The sequence below is a fragment of the Pasteurella atlantica genome (genome assembly GCF_963693435.1).
GTDB lineage: Bacteria > Pseudomonadota > Gammaproteobacteria > Enterobacterales > Pasteurellaceae > Phocoenobacter > Phocoenobacter atlanticus.
In genome coordinates this window covers 501869-515854 of the sequence record NZ_OY856306.1, presented here as the reverse complement: position 1 = coordinate 515854, position 13986 = coordinate 501869, and the positions used below count along the sequence as shown (strand labels likewise).

General features: G+C 38.7%; 24 protein-coding genes. All 24 read right to left on the bottom strand.

Features of this window, described 5'->3' with window-relative positions; genetic code table 11:
• Positions 1–11: 11 nt before the first annotated feature.
• Positions 12–1334, bottom strand: coding sequence for a preprotein translocase subunit SecY (gene secY, locus U9966_RS02415; RefSeq protein ID WP_306346690.1), 1323 nt, complete (start codon positions 1332–1334; stop codon positions 12–14).
• Between the two features lie 3 nt (positions 1335–1337).
• Complete coding sequence (gene rplO, locus U9966_RS02410) at positions 1338–1772, bottom strand: 50S ribosomal protein L15 (RefSeq protein WP_211597201.1); 435 nt, start codon at positions 1770–1772, stop codon at positions 1338–1340.
• A 4-nt stretch (positions 1773–1776) separates the two neighbouring features.
• Positions 1777–1956: a 50S ribosomal protein L30 gene (rpmD, locus tag U9966_RS02405; protein WP_211597200.1), complete on the bottom strand. Its 180-nt coding sequence runs from the start codon at positions 1954–1956 to the stop codon at positions 1777–1779.
• A gap of 6 nt (positions 1957–1962) precedes the next feature.
• Complete coding sequence (gene rpsE / locus U9966_RS02400) at positions 1963–2463, bottom strand: 30S ribosomal protein S5 (protein ID WP_306346691.1); 501 nt, start codon at positions 2461–2463, stop codon at positions 1963–1965.
• Positions 2464–2477: 14 nt separating this feature from the next.
• Positions 2478–2831, bottom strand: coding sequence for a 50S ribosomal protein L18 (gene rplR / locus U9966_RS02395; protein ID WP_211597198.1), 354 nt, complete (start codon positions 2829–2831; stop codon positions 2478–2480).
• Positions 2832–2843: 12 nt separating this feature from the next.
• Complete coding sequence (rplF, locus tag U9966_RS02390) at positions 2844–3377, bottom strand: 50S ribosomal protein L6 (protein ID WP_211597197.1); 534 nt, start codon at positions 3375–3377, stop codon at positions 2844–2846.
• A gap of 15 nt (positions 3378–3392) precedes the next feature.
• Complete coding sequence (gene rpsH / locus U9966_RS02385) at positions 3393–3785, bottom strand: 30S ribosomal protein S8 (RefSeq protein ID WP_115316081.1); 393 nt, start codon at positions 3783–3785, stop codon at positions 3393–3395.
• A gap of 36 nt (positions 3786–3821) precedes the next feature.
• Positions 3822–4127, bottom strand: coding sequence for a 30S ribosomal protein S14 (gene rpsN, locus U9966_RS02380; RefSeq protein WP_211597196.1), 306 nt, complete (start codon positions 4125–4127; stop codon positions 3822–3824).
• An 11-nt stretch (positions 4128–4138) separates the two neighbouring features.
• Entirely contained in the window at positions 4139–4678 is a 540-nt protein-coding gene (rplE, locus tag U9966_RS02375) for a 50S ribosomal protein L5 (protein ID WP_211597195.1), read from the bottom strand.
• A gap of 17 nt (positions 4679–4695) precedes the next feature.
• A complete protein-coding gene (rplX, locus tag U9966_RS02370; protein ID WP_211597194.1) occupies positions 4696–5007 on the bottom strand; it encodes a 50S ribosomal protein L24 in 312 nt (103 codons plus the stop codon).
• Between the two features lie 10 nt (positions 5008–5017).
• Positions 5018–5389, bottom strand: a complete 372-nt coding sequence (rplN, locus tag U9966_RS02365; RefSeq protein WP_090920031.1) for a 50S ribosomal protein L14 — start codon at positions 5387–5389, stop codon at positions 5018–5020.
• Between the two features lie 221 nt (positions 5390–5610).
• Positions 5611–5871 (bottom strand): 30S ribosomal protein S17, encoded by a 261-nt coding sequence (rpsQ, locus tag U9966_RS02360; RefSeq protein ID WP_211597193.1) that lies wholly within the window; start codon positions 5869–5871, stop codon positions 5611–5613.
• Complete coding sequence (gene rpmC / locus U9966_RS02355) at positions 5872–6063, bottom strand: 50S ribosomal protein L29 (protein WP_211597192.1); 192 nt, start codon at positions 6061–6063, stop codon at positions 5872–5874. It abuts the gene before it with no gap.
• Positions 6063–6473: a 50S ribosomal protein L16 gene (gene rplP, locus U9966_RS02350; protein ID WP_211597191.1), complete on the bottom strand. Its 411-nt coding sequence runs from the start codon at positions 6471–6473 to the stop codon at positions 6063–6065. Before rplP ends, rpmC begins: the two co-directional genes overlap by 1 nt.
• Positions 6474–6485: 12 nt before the next feature.
• Complete coding sequence (gene rpsC / locus U9966_RS02345; protein WP_211597190.1) at positions 6486–7193, bottom strand: 30S ribosomal protein S3; 708 nt, start codon at positions 7191–7193, stop codon at positions 6486–6488.
• A gap of 17 nt (positions 7194–7210) precedes the next feature.
• Positions 7211–7543 carry a 50S ribosomal protein L22 gene (rplV, locus tag U9966_RS02340; RefSeq protein WP_115316023.1) on the bottom strand — a complete coding sequence of 111 codons (333 nt, stop codon included), beginning with the start codon at positions 7541–7543 and terminating at the stop codon, positions 7211–7213.
• Positions 7544–7553: 10 nt separating this feature from the next.
• Positions 7554–7829, bottom strand: coding sequence for a 30S ribosomal protein S19 (rpsS, locus tag U9966_RS02335; protein WP_115316024.1), 276 nt, complete (start codon positions 7827–7829; stop codon positions 7554–7556).
• Between the two features lie 30 nt (positions 7830–7859).
• A complete protein-coding gene (gene rplB, locus U9966_RS02330) occupies positions 7860–8681 on the bottom strand; it encodes a 50S ribosomal protein L2 (RefSeq protein WP_211597189.1) in 822 nt (273 codons plus the stop codon).
• Positions 8682–8699: 18 nt separating this feature from the next.
• Positions 8700–8999, bottom strand: coding sequence for a 50S ribosomal protein L23 (gene rplW, locus U9966_RS02325; RefSeq protein WP_211597300.1), 300 nt, complete (start codon positions 8997–8999; stop codon positions 8700–8702).
• Positions 8999–9604, bottom strand: a complete 606-nt coding sequence (gene rplD / locus U9966_RS02320) for a 50S ribosomal protein L4 (protein WP_211597188.1) — start codon at positions 9602–9604, stop codon at positions 8999–9001. The genes rplW and rplD overlap by 1 nt, the downstream gene beginning before the upstream one ends.
• Before the next feature lie 15 nt (positions 9605–9619).
• Complete coding sequence (gene rplC / locus U9966_RS02315) at positions 9620–10252, bottom strand: 50S ribosomal protein L3 (protein WP_211597187.1); 633 nt, start codon at positions 10250–10252, stop codon at positions 9620–9622.
• Between the two features lie 26 nt (positions 10253–10278).
• Positions 10279–10590, bottom strand: coding sequence for a 30S ribosomal protein S10 (gene rpsJ, locus U9966_RS02310; protein ID WP_001181005.1), 312 nt, complete (start codon positions 10588–10590; stop codon positions 10279–10281).
• Between the two features lie 353 nt (positions 10591–10943).
• Positions 10944–12356 carry a type I glutamate--ammonia ligase gene (gene glnA, locus U9966_RS02305; protein WP_306346692.1) on the bottom strand — a complete coding sequence of 471 codons (1413 nt, stop codon included), beginning with the start codon at positions 12354–12356 and terminating at the stop codon, positions 10944–10946.
• A gap of 134 nt (positions 12357–12490) precedes the next feature.
• The gene (locus U9966_RS02300) at positions 12491–13900 is read right to left on the bottom strand and encodes an FAD-dependent oxidoreductase (RefSeq protein WP_306346693.1); all 1410 of its coding nucleotides are present in this window, start codon (positions 13898–13900) and stop codon (positions 12491–12493) included.
• Positions 13901–13986: the final 86 nt, after the last annotated feature.

Here is a 13986-nt window from a genome sequence, read left to right as displayed (position 1 = left end):
ACAAGATTATATTATCTTGAACCTTTTAAATTGGCTTTCTTCAACACAGAATCATATTGTAAAGACATTAAATGACTTTGGACTTGTGCGATGAAATCCATAATAACTACCACAACAATCAATAGCGATGTACCACCTAAATTAAATGGTACTTTCCATAATGATGTTACGATATAAGGAACCAAACAAACAAATGCAATATACAAACCACCAATCATTGTAATTCGTGTCATTACTTTGTCAATATAACGAGATGTTTGTTCTCCTGGTCTATAACCTGGTACAAACGCACCTGATTTTTTCAAATTATCCGCAATATCACGTGGATTATTTTGCATACTTGTATAGAAGAAAGCAAAGAATATCACAGCCATTGTAAATAATGCAATATACAACGGTTGACCTGGTTGTAATAATAATGAAATATCAGACAACCATTCAAAACCTTCATTCTCTCCAAACCATTTCACAACAGTGGCAGGAAAAAGAATAATACTTGATGCAAAGATAGCAGGAATTACACCTGCCATATTTACTTTTAATGGTAAATGTGAAGATTTCGCAGGCATCATCATTCGCCCTTGTTGACGACTTGCATAATTGACCACGATTCTTCTTTGCCCACGTTCAACGAAAACAACAAAATATGTTACTGCAAAAGCAACAACCATAATTAAAAGCAGAACAATCAAAGATATTTCACCTTGACGAGCTTGTTCTACTGTCTGTCCAATAGTACCTGGTAATCCTGCTACAATCCCAGCGAAGATAATGAGAGAAATTCCATTTCCTACGCCACGTTCTGTAATTTGCTCACCTAACCACATTAAGAACATTGTTCCAGTTACTAAACTAATAACTGCTGTAATATAAAACAGCATATCAGGATTAGGAACAAGTCCATTAATCATATTTGGTAAGGCAAAAGAAATACCGACAGACTGAATAAATGCTAATAAAAGAGTAGAGTATCTTGTATATTTACTAATTTTGCGCTGTCCTGCTGCTCCTTCTTTCTTCAATTCAGCTAGTGCCGGATGAATGGCTGTAAGTAACTGAATAATAATAGAAGCAGAAATATAAGGCATAATACCTAACGCAAAAATAGATGCTCTACTCAATGCACCACCAGAAAACATATTAAACATGTCAATGATGGTACCTTGTTGTTTTTGAATTAATTCGGATAAAACAGAAGCATCAATACCAGGAACAGGAATAAAAGATCCGATTCTAAAAACCACTAATGCAAACAAAACAAATAGTAGTCTAGATTTTAGTTCACCGGAGCTTTTTTGTGTATTATTTCCTTGATATCCTGGTTGCTTTGCCATTGATTATTCCTCGATTGAACCGCCAGCAGCTTCAATAGCAGCTTTTGCACCTTTAGTAACACGTAAACCTTTAACAGTTACCACTTTTTCAATTTTACCTGATAAAATTACTTTTGCAGATAAAATATCTTTTGTTACTAAATTAGCGGTTTTAAGTGTGTCTAAAGTGATAATATCACCTTCAACTTTCGCTAATTCATCTAAACGAATTTCAGCAGTACGTAAAGATTTTAATGACGTGAAACCAAATTTAGGTAAACGACGGTATAAAGGCATTTGTCCACCTTCGAATCCACGACGAGCACCGCCACCAGAACGAGATTTTTGACCTTTATGACCACGTCCACCAGTTTTGCCTAAGCCAGAACCGATACCACGTCCTAAACGTTTACTGCTATGTTTAGCACCTTCTGCTGGAGATAGAGAGTTTAAACGCATTCTATTACTCCTCCACTTTAACCATATATGAAACTTGGTTGATCATTCCACGAACTGATGGAGTATCTTCAAGTTCCACTGTGTGTCGAATATGACGAAGGCCTAAACCTTTTAACGTTGCTTTATGCTTCGGTAAACGGGCAATTGAGCTACGAGTTTGAGTTACTTTAATCGTTTTTGTCATATTCAATTACTCCAAAATTTCTTCAACTGTTTTACCGCGTTTAGCAGCAACCATTTCTGGAGATTTCATATTTTCTAATGCATCAATAGTTGCACGAACCACATTAATTGGATTCGTCGAACCATATGCTTTAGAAAGTACGTTACGAACACCTGCAACTTCTAACACTGCACGCATTGCACCACCAGCGATGATACCAGTACCTTCACTAGCTGGTTGCATAAATACGCGAGAACCAGTATGAGTACCTTTAACAGGATGTTGTAATGTACCTTCATCTAAAGCTACATTAACCATATTGCGACGGGCTTTTTCCATCGCTTTTTGGATTGCTGCTGGAACTTCACGAGCTTTTCCGTAACCAAAACCAACACGACCGTTACCATCGCCTACTACTGTTAAAGCAGTAAAACTCATAATACGACCACCTTTTACGGTTTTTGATACACGGTTAACCGCGATTAGCTTTTCCTGCAGTTCACCAGCTTGTTTTTCGATGTTTGACATCTCAAATTCCTCTATTAGAACTGAAGACCAGCTTCACGAGCAGCGTCTGCCAATGATTGCACACGTCCGTGGTATTTGAAACCAGAACGATCAAATGCAACCGCTTTAATACCTTTTTCTAAAGCACGTTCAGCGACAAGTTTACCAACCATTACTGCTGCGTCTTTGTTTCCAGTATATTTTACTTGCTCTTTAATTACTTTTTCAACAGTTGAAGCTGCTGCTAGTACTTCTGAGCCATTAGGTGCAATTACCTGCGCATAAATATGGCGTGGTGTACGATATACAACCAGACGGGTTGCACCTTGCTCTCTCATTAAATGACGTGCACGGCTGGCACGACGGATACGAGCTGTTTTCTTATCCATAGTTAACCTACCTTACTTTTTCTTAGCCTCTTTTGTACGTACTACTTCATCAGAGTAACGTACACCTTTACCTTTATAAGGCTCAGGACGGCGGTATGCACGAATATCGGCTGCTACTTGACCAACTAACTGTTTGTCCGCACTTTTTAAAACAATTTCTGTTTGCGATGGACATTCAGCAGTCACGCCTGCAGGCAACTGATGATCAACCGGATGTGAGAAACCTAAGCTAAGTGCAACTGTGTTACCTTTTACTTGTGCTCTATAACCAACACCCACTAATTGCAATTTCTTAGTAAAGCCTTCTGTAACACCGATAACCATAGCATTAACTAATGCTCTAGCAGTACCAGCTTGAGCATTTGCATTAACCATACCTTCTTTAGGTACAAATGTTAATACGCCTGCATCTTGGTTTACTTCAACTGCATTATGAATTGTACGAGACAACTCACCATTTTTTCCTTTCACTGTTAATAACTGTCCGTCAAGTTTTACCTCAACGCCGGCAGGAATATTAACAGGTGCTTTTGCGACACGAGACATTCTTCCTACCCCTTATTAAGCGACATAACAGATGATTTCACCGCCCAATCCTGCTTTACGAGCAGCTCGGTCAGTCATAACACCTTTTGATGTAGAAACAACAGCAATACCTAAACCACCCATTACTTTTGGTAATTCGTCTTTACGTTTATAAATACGAAGACCAGGACGGCTCACACGTTGAATTTTTTCTACAACTGGTTTATTTTGGAAATATTTTAAAGTGATTTCCAATTCAGGCTTAACGCCTTCTAAAATTTTGAAGCTCTCAACAAAACCTTCTTCAGCCAAAACGTTAGCAATAGCAACTTTTAGCTTGGATGAAGGCATACTGATAGCAACTTTGTTCGCAGCTTGCCCGTTACGAATACGAGTTAGCATATCTGCGATTGGATCTTGCATGCTCATGTATTTACTCCCATGATTCCAATATAAAAGAGGTGATTACCAACTAGCTTTTTTAAGGCCTGGGATTTCTCCACGCATTGCTGCTTCACGAACCTTAATACGGCTTAAACCAAACTTACGAAGTACCCCATGAGGACGACCAGTTTGGCGACAACGGTTACGCTGACGGCTTGTACTTGAATCACGAGGAAGACCTTGTAATTTTAATACCGCATCCCAACGCTCTTCATCAGAAGAATTAACATTAGCAATAATGTCTTTCAATTCTTGACGTTTTGCGTAGAACTTATCAGCTAATTTAGCACGTTTAACATCTCGTGCGATCATTGATTTTTTTGCCACGATAACCTACCTTATTTACGGAATGGGAAATTAAAGGCAGCTAATAACGCTTGACCTTCTTCATCATTGTTCGCCGTTGTAGTGATAGTGATATCTAAACCACGTACACGATCAACTTTATCATAATCAATTTCTGGGAAAATGATTTGTTCACGAACACCCATACTGTAATTACCACGTCCATCAAAAGATTTTACGCTTAAACCACGAAAATCTCGAACACGAGGAACGGCAATCGTAACCAATCTTTCAAAGAATTCCCACATACGTTCACCACGTAGGGTCACTTTACATCCGATTGGATATCCCTGACGGATCTTAAAGCCAGCAACTGACTTACGAGCCTTAGTAATTAAAGGTTTTTGACCGCTAATCGCTGTTAGATCTGCTACTGCATTCTCTAACAATTTTTTATCGGTCAATGCTTCACCCACACCCATATTCAGGGTTATCTTTTCGATTCGTGGGACTTGCATGACAGACGAGTAGTTGAATTTTTCTTTCAATTCATTAACTACTTGCTCTCTGTAATAATCATGCAGTTTCGCCATCGCATTACTCCAATTAGTTAAATAATTTCATTATTAGATTTGAAGAAACGAACTTTTTTGCCGTCTTCAATTCTAAAACCTACACGGTCAGCTTTGTTTGTTGTTGGATTAAAGATAGCAACATTTGATGCTTGAATTGCAGCTTCTTTCTTCACGATACCACCCTCTTTATTTAAAGCAGGGACTGGTTTTTCGTGTTTAGTGATCATATTGATCCCTTCAACAAATACTTTACCGTTTGGTAACACTTTTGTTACCTTACCACGCTTACCTTTATCTTTTCCGGTAAGAACAATAACTTCATCATTTTGACGGATTTTTGCAGCCATTTTATTCTCCTTACAGTACTTCTGGTGCTAAAGAGATGATCTTCATAAACTTCTCAGAACGAAGTTCACGAGTCACAGGACCAAAAATACGAGTACCGACAGGTTGCTCAGTTGTATTGTTTAATACTACACAAGCATTACCATCGAAGCGAATAACTGCTCCATCTGGGCGACGAACACCCTTCTTGGTGCGCACCACAACTGCTTTTAACACATCACCTTTTTTTACTTTACCACGAGGAATTGCTTCTTTTACGGTAATTTTAATGATGTCACCTACTGCAGCGTAACGACGGTGCGATCCACCTAGAACCTTGATACACATTACGCGGCGAGCTCCTGAATTATCAGCAACATCAAGCATAGTCTGTTCTTGGATCATATTAGTGCTCCGCTAAATTAAAAAACACCCTTCCGGGACGAACTTACCCTAGTAATAGGATAAGGTGGAGCATTATATCACTACTTCTCTATAAATAACAACTCAAATTTGTAAAAAGCGTAGAGAATGTAACCGCTTTTTTCTATAATTAATGGAATTCAAAAATAAAAAAAAGACCTAACACAAGTGCTAGGTCTTTTTATTTTTTCATAGTTTAGAAATTAGTCAACAATAACTGCTTTCTCAACTACACGAACTAAAGTCCAAGATTTAGTTTTAGAGAGTGGACGACACTCTTTAATTTCAACTAAATCACCTACTTTTGCTTCGTTATTTTCATCGTGTACGTGAAGTTTTGTAGTACGACGCATAAACTTACCATATAATGGATGTTTTACGGTACGTTCAATTGCGATTGTGAATGATTTATCCATTTTATCGCCAACTACTTTACCTTGTACTGTACGAATTTTATCAGTCATTTACTCACCCGCCTTTTCAGTCAATACAGTTTTTACTTGTGCAATACTACGACGCACTTCTTTTAACTGATGGGTTTGTTGAAGCTGACCGGTGGCTGCTTGCATACGCAACTTGAATTGCTCACCTAACAAGTTAACCAATTCAGCATTCAGCTCTTCAACACTTTTACTACGGAGTTCTTGAGCTTTCATTACATCACCGTCTTAGTTACAAATGCGGTTTTCATAGGAAGTTTTGCTGCCGCTAATGCAAATGCTTGGCGAGCAACTTCTTCTGGAACACCGTCCATTTCATATAATACTTTACCCGGTTGGATTAAGGCTACCCAGTACTCTACGTTACCTTTACCTTTACCCATACGGACCTCTAGTGGTTTTTCAGTAATTGGTTTATCTGGGAATACACGAATCCAGATTTTACCTTGACGTTTAACTGCACGAGTCATCGCACGACGTGCTGCCTCGATTTGACGAGCGGTTAAACGACCGCGTCCAACTGCTTTTAAACCATAAGTACCGAAGCTTACATCAGTACCAACCGCAAGTCCACGATTACGACCTTTGTGAACTTTACGGAATTTTGTGCGTTTTGGTTGTAACATTCAGTGATCTCCTTATTTACGACCTTTGCGAGAACCCTTGCGAGGTTTCTGCTTTTCAGGTTGTTTTTCTGATTCCATCACTGCAGTCATTCCACCAAGAACTTCACCTTTAAAGATCCACACTTTAACACCGATAATACCGTATGTTGTGAGAGCTTCTGCAGTGTTGTAATCGATATCTGCACGAAGTGTATGTAGAGGCACTCGACCTTCACGATACCACTCAGAACGTGCGATTTCTGCACCACCTAAACGACCACTTACTTCAACTTTGATACCTTTAGCACCTAAACGCATTGCGTTTTGTACTGCACGTTTCATCGCACGACGGAACATTACACGACGTTCTAGTTGAGAAGCAATGCCATCTGCAACTAATTTTGCATCTAGCTCTGGTTTTTTCACTTCAGCGATATTGATCTGAGCTGGAACACCTGCGATTTTCGCAACTGCACTTCTCAATTTTTCAACATCTTCACCTTTCTTACCAATTACGATACCTGGGCGAGCTGTGTGAATAGTTACACGAATGCTTTTTGCTGGACGTTCAATAGTGATACGTGAAACGGAAGCATTTGCTAACTGTTTGTTTAAATATTTACGGACTTTAAAATCGCCTTCTAAATTATCAGCGAAATCCTGTGTATTCGCGAACCAAGTAGAGTTCCAAGGCTTAACAATGCCAAGGCGAATACCATTTGGATGTACTTTTTGACCCATTGCTATTCTCCTACTGATTAACGATCTGACACAACCACAGTAATGTGGCTAGTACGTTTTAAAATACGATCTGCGCGACCTTTTGCTCGTGGCATTACTCGCTTCATGCTAGGACCTTCATCTACAAAAATCTTCGCAACTTTTAGATCATCGACATCTGCACCGTCATTATGCTCTGCATTTGCAATAGCAGATTCTAATACTTTTTTCACTAAATCTGACGCTTTTTTATTAGTGTAAGTTAAAATCTCTAATGCTTGTGCAACGCTTTTACCGCGAATTAAATCAGCAACTAAGCGAGCTTTTTGTGCAGAAGTACGAGCGTAACGATGTTTTGCTATTGTTTCCATCTTCTACCTCTTATTTCTTAGCTTTCTTATCTGCGACGTGACCGCGATATGTACGAGTCGGGGCAAATTCACCTAGTTTATGACCGATCATTTCATCGGAAATAAACACAGGAACATGCTGACGACCATTATGGACTGCGATGGTCAATCCGATCATTTGTGGAATGATCATTGAACGACGGGACCAAGTTTTAATTGGTTTTTTATCCCCGCTTTCCACCGCCTTCTCTACCTTCTTCAACAAGTGTAGGTCAAGGAAAGGACCCTTCTTGAGAGAACGTGGCATGGCTTACCTCTTTATTTAATTAAAAAAATATTACTTGCCACGACGACGTACAATATATTTATCTGTACGTTTGTTGTGACGAGTTTTCTTACCTTTGGTTTGAACGCCCCAAGGAGTAACTGGGTGTTTACCGAAGTTACGACCTTCACCACCACCATGTGGGTGATCAACAGGGTTCATTGCTGTACCACGAACTGTTGGACGAATACCTCTCCAACGGCTTGCACCAGCTTTACCAAGGACGCGAAGCATATGCTCTGAGTTACCTACTTCACCGATAGTCGCAGAACACTCAGCTAATACTTTACGCATTTCACCTGAGCGAAGACGTAAAGTAACATAATTACCTTCACGAGCAATAATTTGTACGTAAGTACCAGCAGAACGTGCGATTTGACCACCTTTACCAGGTTTTAATTCTACGTTATGTACTGTTGTACCTACTGGAATATTACGCATAGGTAATGCATTACCAGCTTTAATTGGTGCTGAAACACCCGCTTGAACTTGATCACCTGCAGAAAGACCTTTAGGTGCTAAGATATAACGACGTTCACCATCTTTATAAAGCACTAATGCGATATTCGCAGAACGATTTGGATCATATTCTAAACGTTCAACTGTACCAACGATATCAAGTTTGTTACGTTTAAAGTCAATAATACGATAGTGTTGTTTATGTCCACCACCGATGTGACGAGTAGTAATACGACCCAAATTATTACGACCACCTGTTTTAGATTTAGTATCTAAAAGAGGTGCATAAGGTTTACCCTTATGAAGCTCTGCGTTAACAATTTTAACTACGTGACGACGACCAGCGGAGGTCGGCTTACATTTTACTATAGCCATAATATTTTATTCCTCCGTTTACTCTGCACTACCTGCGAAGTCCAATTCTTGGCCTTCTTCAAGTGTTACATAAGCTTTTTTCCAGTCACTACGACGACCCATTTTAGCACCACGGCGTTTAGTTTTACCTTTAACTACCACAGTACGCACAGAATCCACTTTAACTTCGAAAAGTTGTTCAACCGCATTTGCAATTTCTACTTTATTAGCATCTAATGCAACTTTGAATACGATTGTATTTGCTTTTTCTGCGTTGTTTGTCGCTTTTTCAGAGATATGAGGTGCTCTAAGCACTTTTAGCAAACGTTCTTCTTGCATCATGCTAACATCTCCTCAATTTGCTTAATAGCATCAGTAGTGATAACCACTTTTTCAAAAGCGATTAGGCTTACTGGATCGATACCTTGCACATCACGTACATCAACTTTATATAAGTTGCGAGCCGCTAAAAATAAATTCTCACTTACTTCTGCTGTGATGATTAAAACATCGTCTAATGCCATTTCTTTTAATTTTTGTACTAAAACTTTCGTTTTAGGTGCATCTACATCAAATTTTTCAACAACTACTAAACGTTCTTGACGAAGAAGTTCAGAAAGAATGCTTTTGATTGCACCACGGTACATTTTTTTGTTTACTTTTTGACTATGGTCTTGTGGTTTAGCTGCGAAAGTAACACCACCAGAACGCCAGATTGGCGACTTAACATTACCTGCACGAGCACGACCAGTACCCTTTTGACGCCAAGGTTTTTTCCCTGAACCAGACACTTCAGCACGAGTTTTTTGTGCACGAGTTCCCTGACGAGCACCTGCTGCATACGCAACAACTACCTGATGAACTAGTGCTTCATTAAACTCACGTCCGAAGGTAGTTTCAGAAACAGTCAATGCACTTCCTGCATCTTTAGTTACTAATTCCATCTCTATCTCCTAGACTTATGCTTTAACAGCTGGTTTGACAATAACGTTACCATTAATAGCACCAGGAACAGATCCTTTTACTAATAGCACGTTACGTTCAGCATCTACACGAACAACTTCAAGTGATTGAACAGTTACACGTTCAGCCCCTAAGTGTCCAGCCATTTTCTTACCTTTAAACACACGACCTGGCGTTTGGCATTGACCAATCGATCCAAGAACACGATGTGATAAAGAGTTACCGTGAGTAGCATCTTGAGTACGGAAGTTCCAGCGTTTAACACCGCCTGCAAATCCTTTACCTTTTGATGTACCAGTAACATCTACTTTTTGAACATCTGTGAAAATGTCCACTTTGATTTCTTGTCCTAAAGTGAACTCTTGAGTTTCACCTTCAGTACGAAATTCCCATAAACCGCGACCAGCTTCAACACCTGCTTTTACGAAATGACCTGCTTCTGGCTTAGTTACTCGGCTTGCTTTTTTAGCACCAGTTGTAACTTGAATTGCACAGTAGCCGTCTGTTTCAAGGGTTTTAACTTGAGTCACACGGTTGGCTTCGATTTCGATAACTGTAACTGGTACTGAAACGCCATCTTCAGTGAAGATACGAGTCATACCAACTTTACGACCGATTAAACCAATCATTGTAATAACCTCTTTAAATTTCCCAATTAACCTAGACTGATCTGTACATCAACGCCAGCAGCTAGATCTAAACGCATTAGTGCATCAACAGTTTTTTCTGTTGGCTCAACAATATCAACCAAACGTTTATGTGTACGAATTTCATATTGGTCACGTGCATCTTTGTTTACGTGAGGAGAAATCAATACAGTAAAACGCTCTTTACGAGTTGGTAAAGGAATTGGACCACGAACCTGTGCACCAGTACGTTTAGCCGTTTCTACGATCTCCGCTGTTGATTGATCAATCAAACGATGATCAAATGCTTTTAAGCGGATACGGATTCTTTGGTTCTGCATTAGACCAGAGCTCCATTATAAATTTAGCTAATAAAAAAACCGAACTACCAATCTTAAGCTATCAAAAACTTAAGGGAGCACGATTAACCTCTTTAGTTTCCAAATCGGAAACATTTTATATTTCATTACAAAATTTGTAATGACACTTGATAAATGATTACATCAAGTGACTTATTCCATAACAGAAAAGCCTCGCAATGTTACCTGACTATAAAATAAAAAGCAAGTTAAAAGTTAGATAAAAACAGACTAATCATTATAAAACAATAACTCGCTGATAAATTTCTATAGCAAGTGAGTGCTAAAATAAAATTTATCAACGAGTTAATACTATTTTGTTTGTTAAATAAAAATTAATAATACATTTCAAATTCTAGTGGATGTGGGGTCATATTCAAACGCTCAACTTCTTTACGTTTTATTTCAATAAAGGTATCAATAAAGGTTTTTGAGAATACCCCACCTTGAGTTAAGAATTCATAATCTTGCTCAAGGGCGTCTAATGCTTCACCTAGTGAACCCGCTACTGCTGGAATACCTTTAAGCTCTTCTGGAGGAAGATCGTAAAGATTTTTATCCATTGCATCCCCTGGGTGGATTTTATTATTAATTCCATCAAGCCCTGCCATTAATAACGCAGAAAATGCTAAGTATGGATTTGCTAATGGATCAGGGAAACGTGCTTCAATACGTGTTGCTTTAGGGCTTGTGACCGCTGGAATACGGATAGAAGCAGAACGATTACCTGCTGAGTACGCCAGTAATACTGGCGCTTCAAAACCCGGAACTAAACGTTTGTATGAGTTAGTTGTTGGGTTAGTAAAGGCATTTAATGCTCTGGCGTGTTTGATAATACCACCAATGTAATACAATGCGGTTTCTGAAAGACCTGCATATTTATCCCCCATAAAGATATTTTGTCCATCTTTACTTAATGACATATTACAGTGCATTCCTGAGCCATTATCACCCGCTAATGGTTTTGGCATAAAGCAGGCTGTTTTACCGTGTTCTAATGCGACATTTTGTACCACATACTTATAAATTTGAGTTTCATCTGCTTTTAATACTAAGGAGTTAAATTGAGTGGCAATTTCATTTTGCCCTGCGGTTGCGACTTCGTGGTGATGTGCTTCAATTACTAAGCCCATTTCTTCTAATAACAAACACATTTCAGAACGAATGTCGTGTCCAGTATCATTAGGTGCTACAGCACAGTACCCTCCTTTAACAAGAGGACGATAAGCATTGTTCCCCTCTTCATATTTTCTATTGGTATTCCACGCCCCTTCAATATCATCAATCGCATAAGAATTGCCATTCATTTTATTACTAAAACGTACATCATCAAATAAGAAGAATTCAGGCTCTGGTCCAAATAATACGCTATCTGCAATACCTGTTGATTTCAAATAAGTTTCTGCTCGCATTGCGATAGAACGAGGATCACGATCATAAGATTGCATTGTACTTGGTTCATAAACACTACAACGAATAGAGAGCGTTGGAATTTGAGCAAAAGGATCAACAACAGCACTTTCTGCAATTGGCATTAATAACATATCGGCTTTATTAATAGCTTTCCAACCTTCTACTGATGAACCATCAAACATTTTACCTTCTTCAAAAAGGTCTTCATCTACGGCACTAATAGGTAAAGAGACGCCGTGCTCTTTCCCTTGGATATTGGTAAAACGAAGAAGAACAAATTTGATCTCATTTTCTTCGATTAATTTAAATACATTTTGCACTGCTGCATTTGACATAATTACGTCCTTATTGGTTAGTTTTAATATAATTTATTCATTATTGTAAATAAAATCAAGTCTTTGTTAATAAGCGGTCACTTTAATGCAAAAATTTGCAAATTTTTGTGTTTATCTGACCGCTTGTTTTTTTATCATACCTCTAAATAATCTAGAATAGAGTGGGCGGCATCTCGTCCTTCTGCGATCGCAGTGACAACAAGATCTGAACCTCTGGTAATATCTCCTCCTGCAAAAATTTTCTGATTGGATGTTTGTTGCTTATGATTTCCTTTTGCTTCAATTCTACCGTAATCATCTATTTTTACACTGACTTGCTCTAAAAAAGACATTTTTGAAGGAGAAAAACCAAAGGCAACAATCACGACATCACAATCAATGATTTTTTCACTGCCTTCCACAATCTCAGCTCGCTGACGACCACTACTATCTGGTTTTCCCAGTTGGGTATGTACAATTTCAATACCTGTTACTTCACCTTTTTCATTGGTTTGAATTGCCGTAGGTTGTACATTAAATTGAAATTTAACCCCCTCTTCTTTTGCATTAACAAACTCTTTTTTAGAACCCGGCATATTGGTTTCATCACGACGATAAGCACATATCACTTCCGTTGCTTGTTGACGAATAGCAGTACGCACACAATCCATTGCCGTATCACCGCCACCTAACACAACCACTCGCTTACCTTGTAATGAAACAAATTCGTCGGTCTCTAAGCTCATCACATTCTTTGTATTGCCAATCAAAAAAGGAAGGGCAGAATAGACTCCTTGAGCCTCTTCATTAGGAATATTCGCTTTGATACTTTGATACGTCCCTATCCCTAAAAAAACGGCATCATAGTCATTGACAATTTCCTCCAACTGAATATCTTTTCCAATTTCAATATTCAATTTGAACTCAATCCCCATTTCACTAAAAATTTCACGGCGACGGCTCATCACACTTTTTTCTAACTTAAATGATGGAATACCAAAAGTGAGTAATCCGCCAATTTCAGGTTGACGTTCATACACCGTGACCGACACACCATTTTTAATCAGTTGCTCAGCACAGCCTAAGCCAGCAGGTCCTGAGCCAATTACTGCGACTTTTTTACCTGAATGAGGAATGTTTTTTACTTGAGGTCGCCAGCCCATTTCAAAGGCGGTTTCTGTGATATATTTTTCAATACTGCCAATCGTCACGGCACCAAATTCAGGATTTAAAGTACACGCTCCTTCACATAAGCGATCTTGAGGACAAACTTGTCCGCAAATTTCAGGTAATGTATTCGTTTCGTGTGCCAATTCTGCTGCTTCAATAATTCGCCCTTCATAGGTTAGTTTCAGCCATTCTGGAATATTATTATGTAATGGGCATTTATGTTGACAATAAGGGTTACCACAGGCTAAACAACGATCTGCTTGGGACTGTGCCTGTGGTTCACTAAACACTTCATAAATCTCAATAAAATCCTCTTTCCTTTGTATTAAGGGAATTTTAGGTGGATCATTACGATTTACATCGATAAATTGATAAATATTGCCTTGTCTTGTCATATTCTTTCCTACTTTAATTTGGTGATAGCGGTGACTTAGTGATAAAAATTTGCAAATTTTGATCTTTATCCTACCGCTTGTTATTG

Excerpts from the sequence above, each read along its gene's own strand:
- secY (WP_306346690.1), bottom strand. The coding sequence starts at position 1,334 with ATGGCAAAGCAACCAGGATATCAAGGAAATAATACACAAAAAAGCTCC.
- rplO (WP_211597201.1), bottom strand. The coding sequence starts at position 1,772 with ATGCGTTTAAACTCTCTATCTCCAGCAGAAGGTGCTAAACATAGCAGT.
- rpmD (WP_211597200.1), bottom strand. The coding sequence starts at position 1,956 with ATGACAAAAACGATTAAAGTAACTCAAACTCGTAGCTCAATTGCCCGT.
- rpsE (WP_306346691.1), bottom strand. The coding sequence starts at position 2,463 with ATGTCAAACATCGAAAAACAAGCTGGTGAACTGCAGGAAAAGCTAATC.
- rplR (WP_211597198.1), bottom strand. The coding sequence starts at position 2,831 with ATGGATAAGAAAACAGCTCGTATCCGTCGTGCCAGCCGTGCACGTCAT.
- rplF (WP_211597197.1), bottom strand. The coding sequence starts at position 3,377 with ATGTCTCGTGTCGCAAAAGCACCTGTTAATATTCCTGCCGGCGTTGAG.
- rpsH (WP_115316081.1), bottom strand. The coding sequence starts at position 3,785 with ATGAGCATGCAAGATCCAATCGCAGATATGCTAACTCGTATTCGTAAC.
- rplE (WP_211597195.1), bottom strand. The coding sequence starts at position 4,678 with ATGGCGAAACTGCATGATTATTACAGAGAGCAAGTAGTTAATGAATTG.
- rplX (WP_211597194.1), bottom strand. The coding sequence starts at position 5,007 with ATGGCTGCAAAAATCCGTCAAAATGATGAAGTTATTGTTCTTACCGGA.
- rplN (WP_090920031.1), bottom strand. The coding sequence starts at position 5,389 with ATGATCCAAGAACAGACTATGCTTGATGTTGCTGATAATTCAGGAGCT.
- rpsQ (WP_211597193.1), bottom strand. The coding sequence starts at position 5,871 with ATGACTGATAAAATTCGTACAGTACAAGGTAAAGTAGTTGGCGATAAA.
- rpmC (WP_211597192.1), bottom strand. The coding sequence starts at position 6,063 with ATGAAAGCTCAAGAACTCCGTAGTAAAAGTGTTGAAGAGCTGAATGCT.
- rplP (WP_211597191.1), bottom strand. The coding sequence starts at position 6,473 with ATGTTACAACCAAAACGCACAAAATTCCGTAAAGTTCACAAAGGTCGT.
- rpsC (WP_211597190.1), bottom strand. The coding sequence starts at position 7,193 with ATGGGTCAAAAAGTACATCCAAATGGTATTCGCCTTGGCATTGTTAAG.
- rplV (WP_115316023.1), bottom strand. The coding sequence starts at position 7,543 with ATGGAAACAATAGCAAAACATCGTTACGCTCGTACTTCTGCACAAAAA.
- rpsS (WP_115316024.1), bottom strand. The coding sequence starts at position 7,829 with ATGCCACGTTCTCTCAAGAAGGGTCCTTTCCTTGACCTACACTTGTTG.
- rplB (WP_211597189.1), bottom strand. The coding sequence starts at position 8,681 with ATGGCTATAGTAAAATGTAAGCCGACCTCCGCTGGTCGTCGTCACGTA.
- rplW (WP_211597300.1), bottom strand. The coding sequence starts at position 8,999 with ATGCAAGAAGAACGTTTGCTAAAAGTGCTTAGAGCACCTCATATCTCT.
- rplD (WP_211597188.1), bottom strand. The coding sequence starts at position 9,604 with ATGGAATTAGTAACTAAAGATGCAGGAAGTGCATTGACTGTTTCTGAA.
- rplC (WP_211597187.1), bottom strand. The coding sequence starts at position 10,252 with ATGATTGGTTTAATCGGTCGTAAAGTTGGTATGACTCGTATCTTCACT.
- rpsJ (WP_001181005.1), bottom strand. The coding sequence starts at position 10,590 with ATGCAGAACCAAAGAATCCGTATCCGCTTAAAAGCATTTGATCATCGT.
- glnA (WP_306346692.1), bottom strand. The coding sequence starts at position 12,356 with ATGTCAAATGCAGCAGTGCAAAATGTATTTAAATTAATCGAAGAAAAT.
- U9966_RS02300 (WP_306346693.1), bottom strand. The coding sequence starts at position 13,900 with ATGACAAGACAAGGCAATATTTATCAATTTATCGATGTAAATCGTAAT.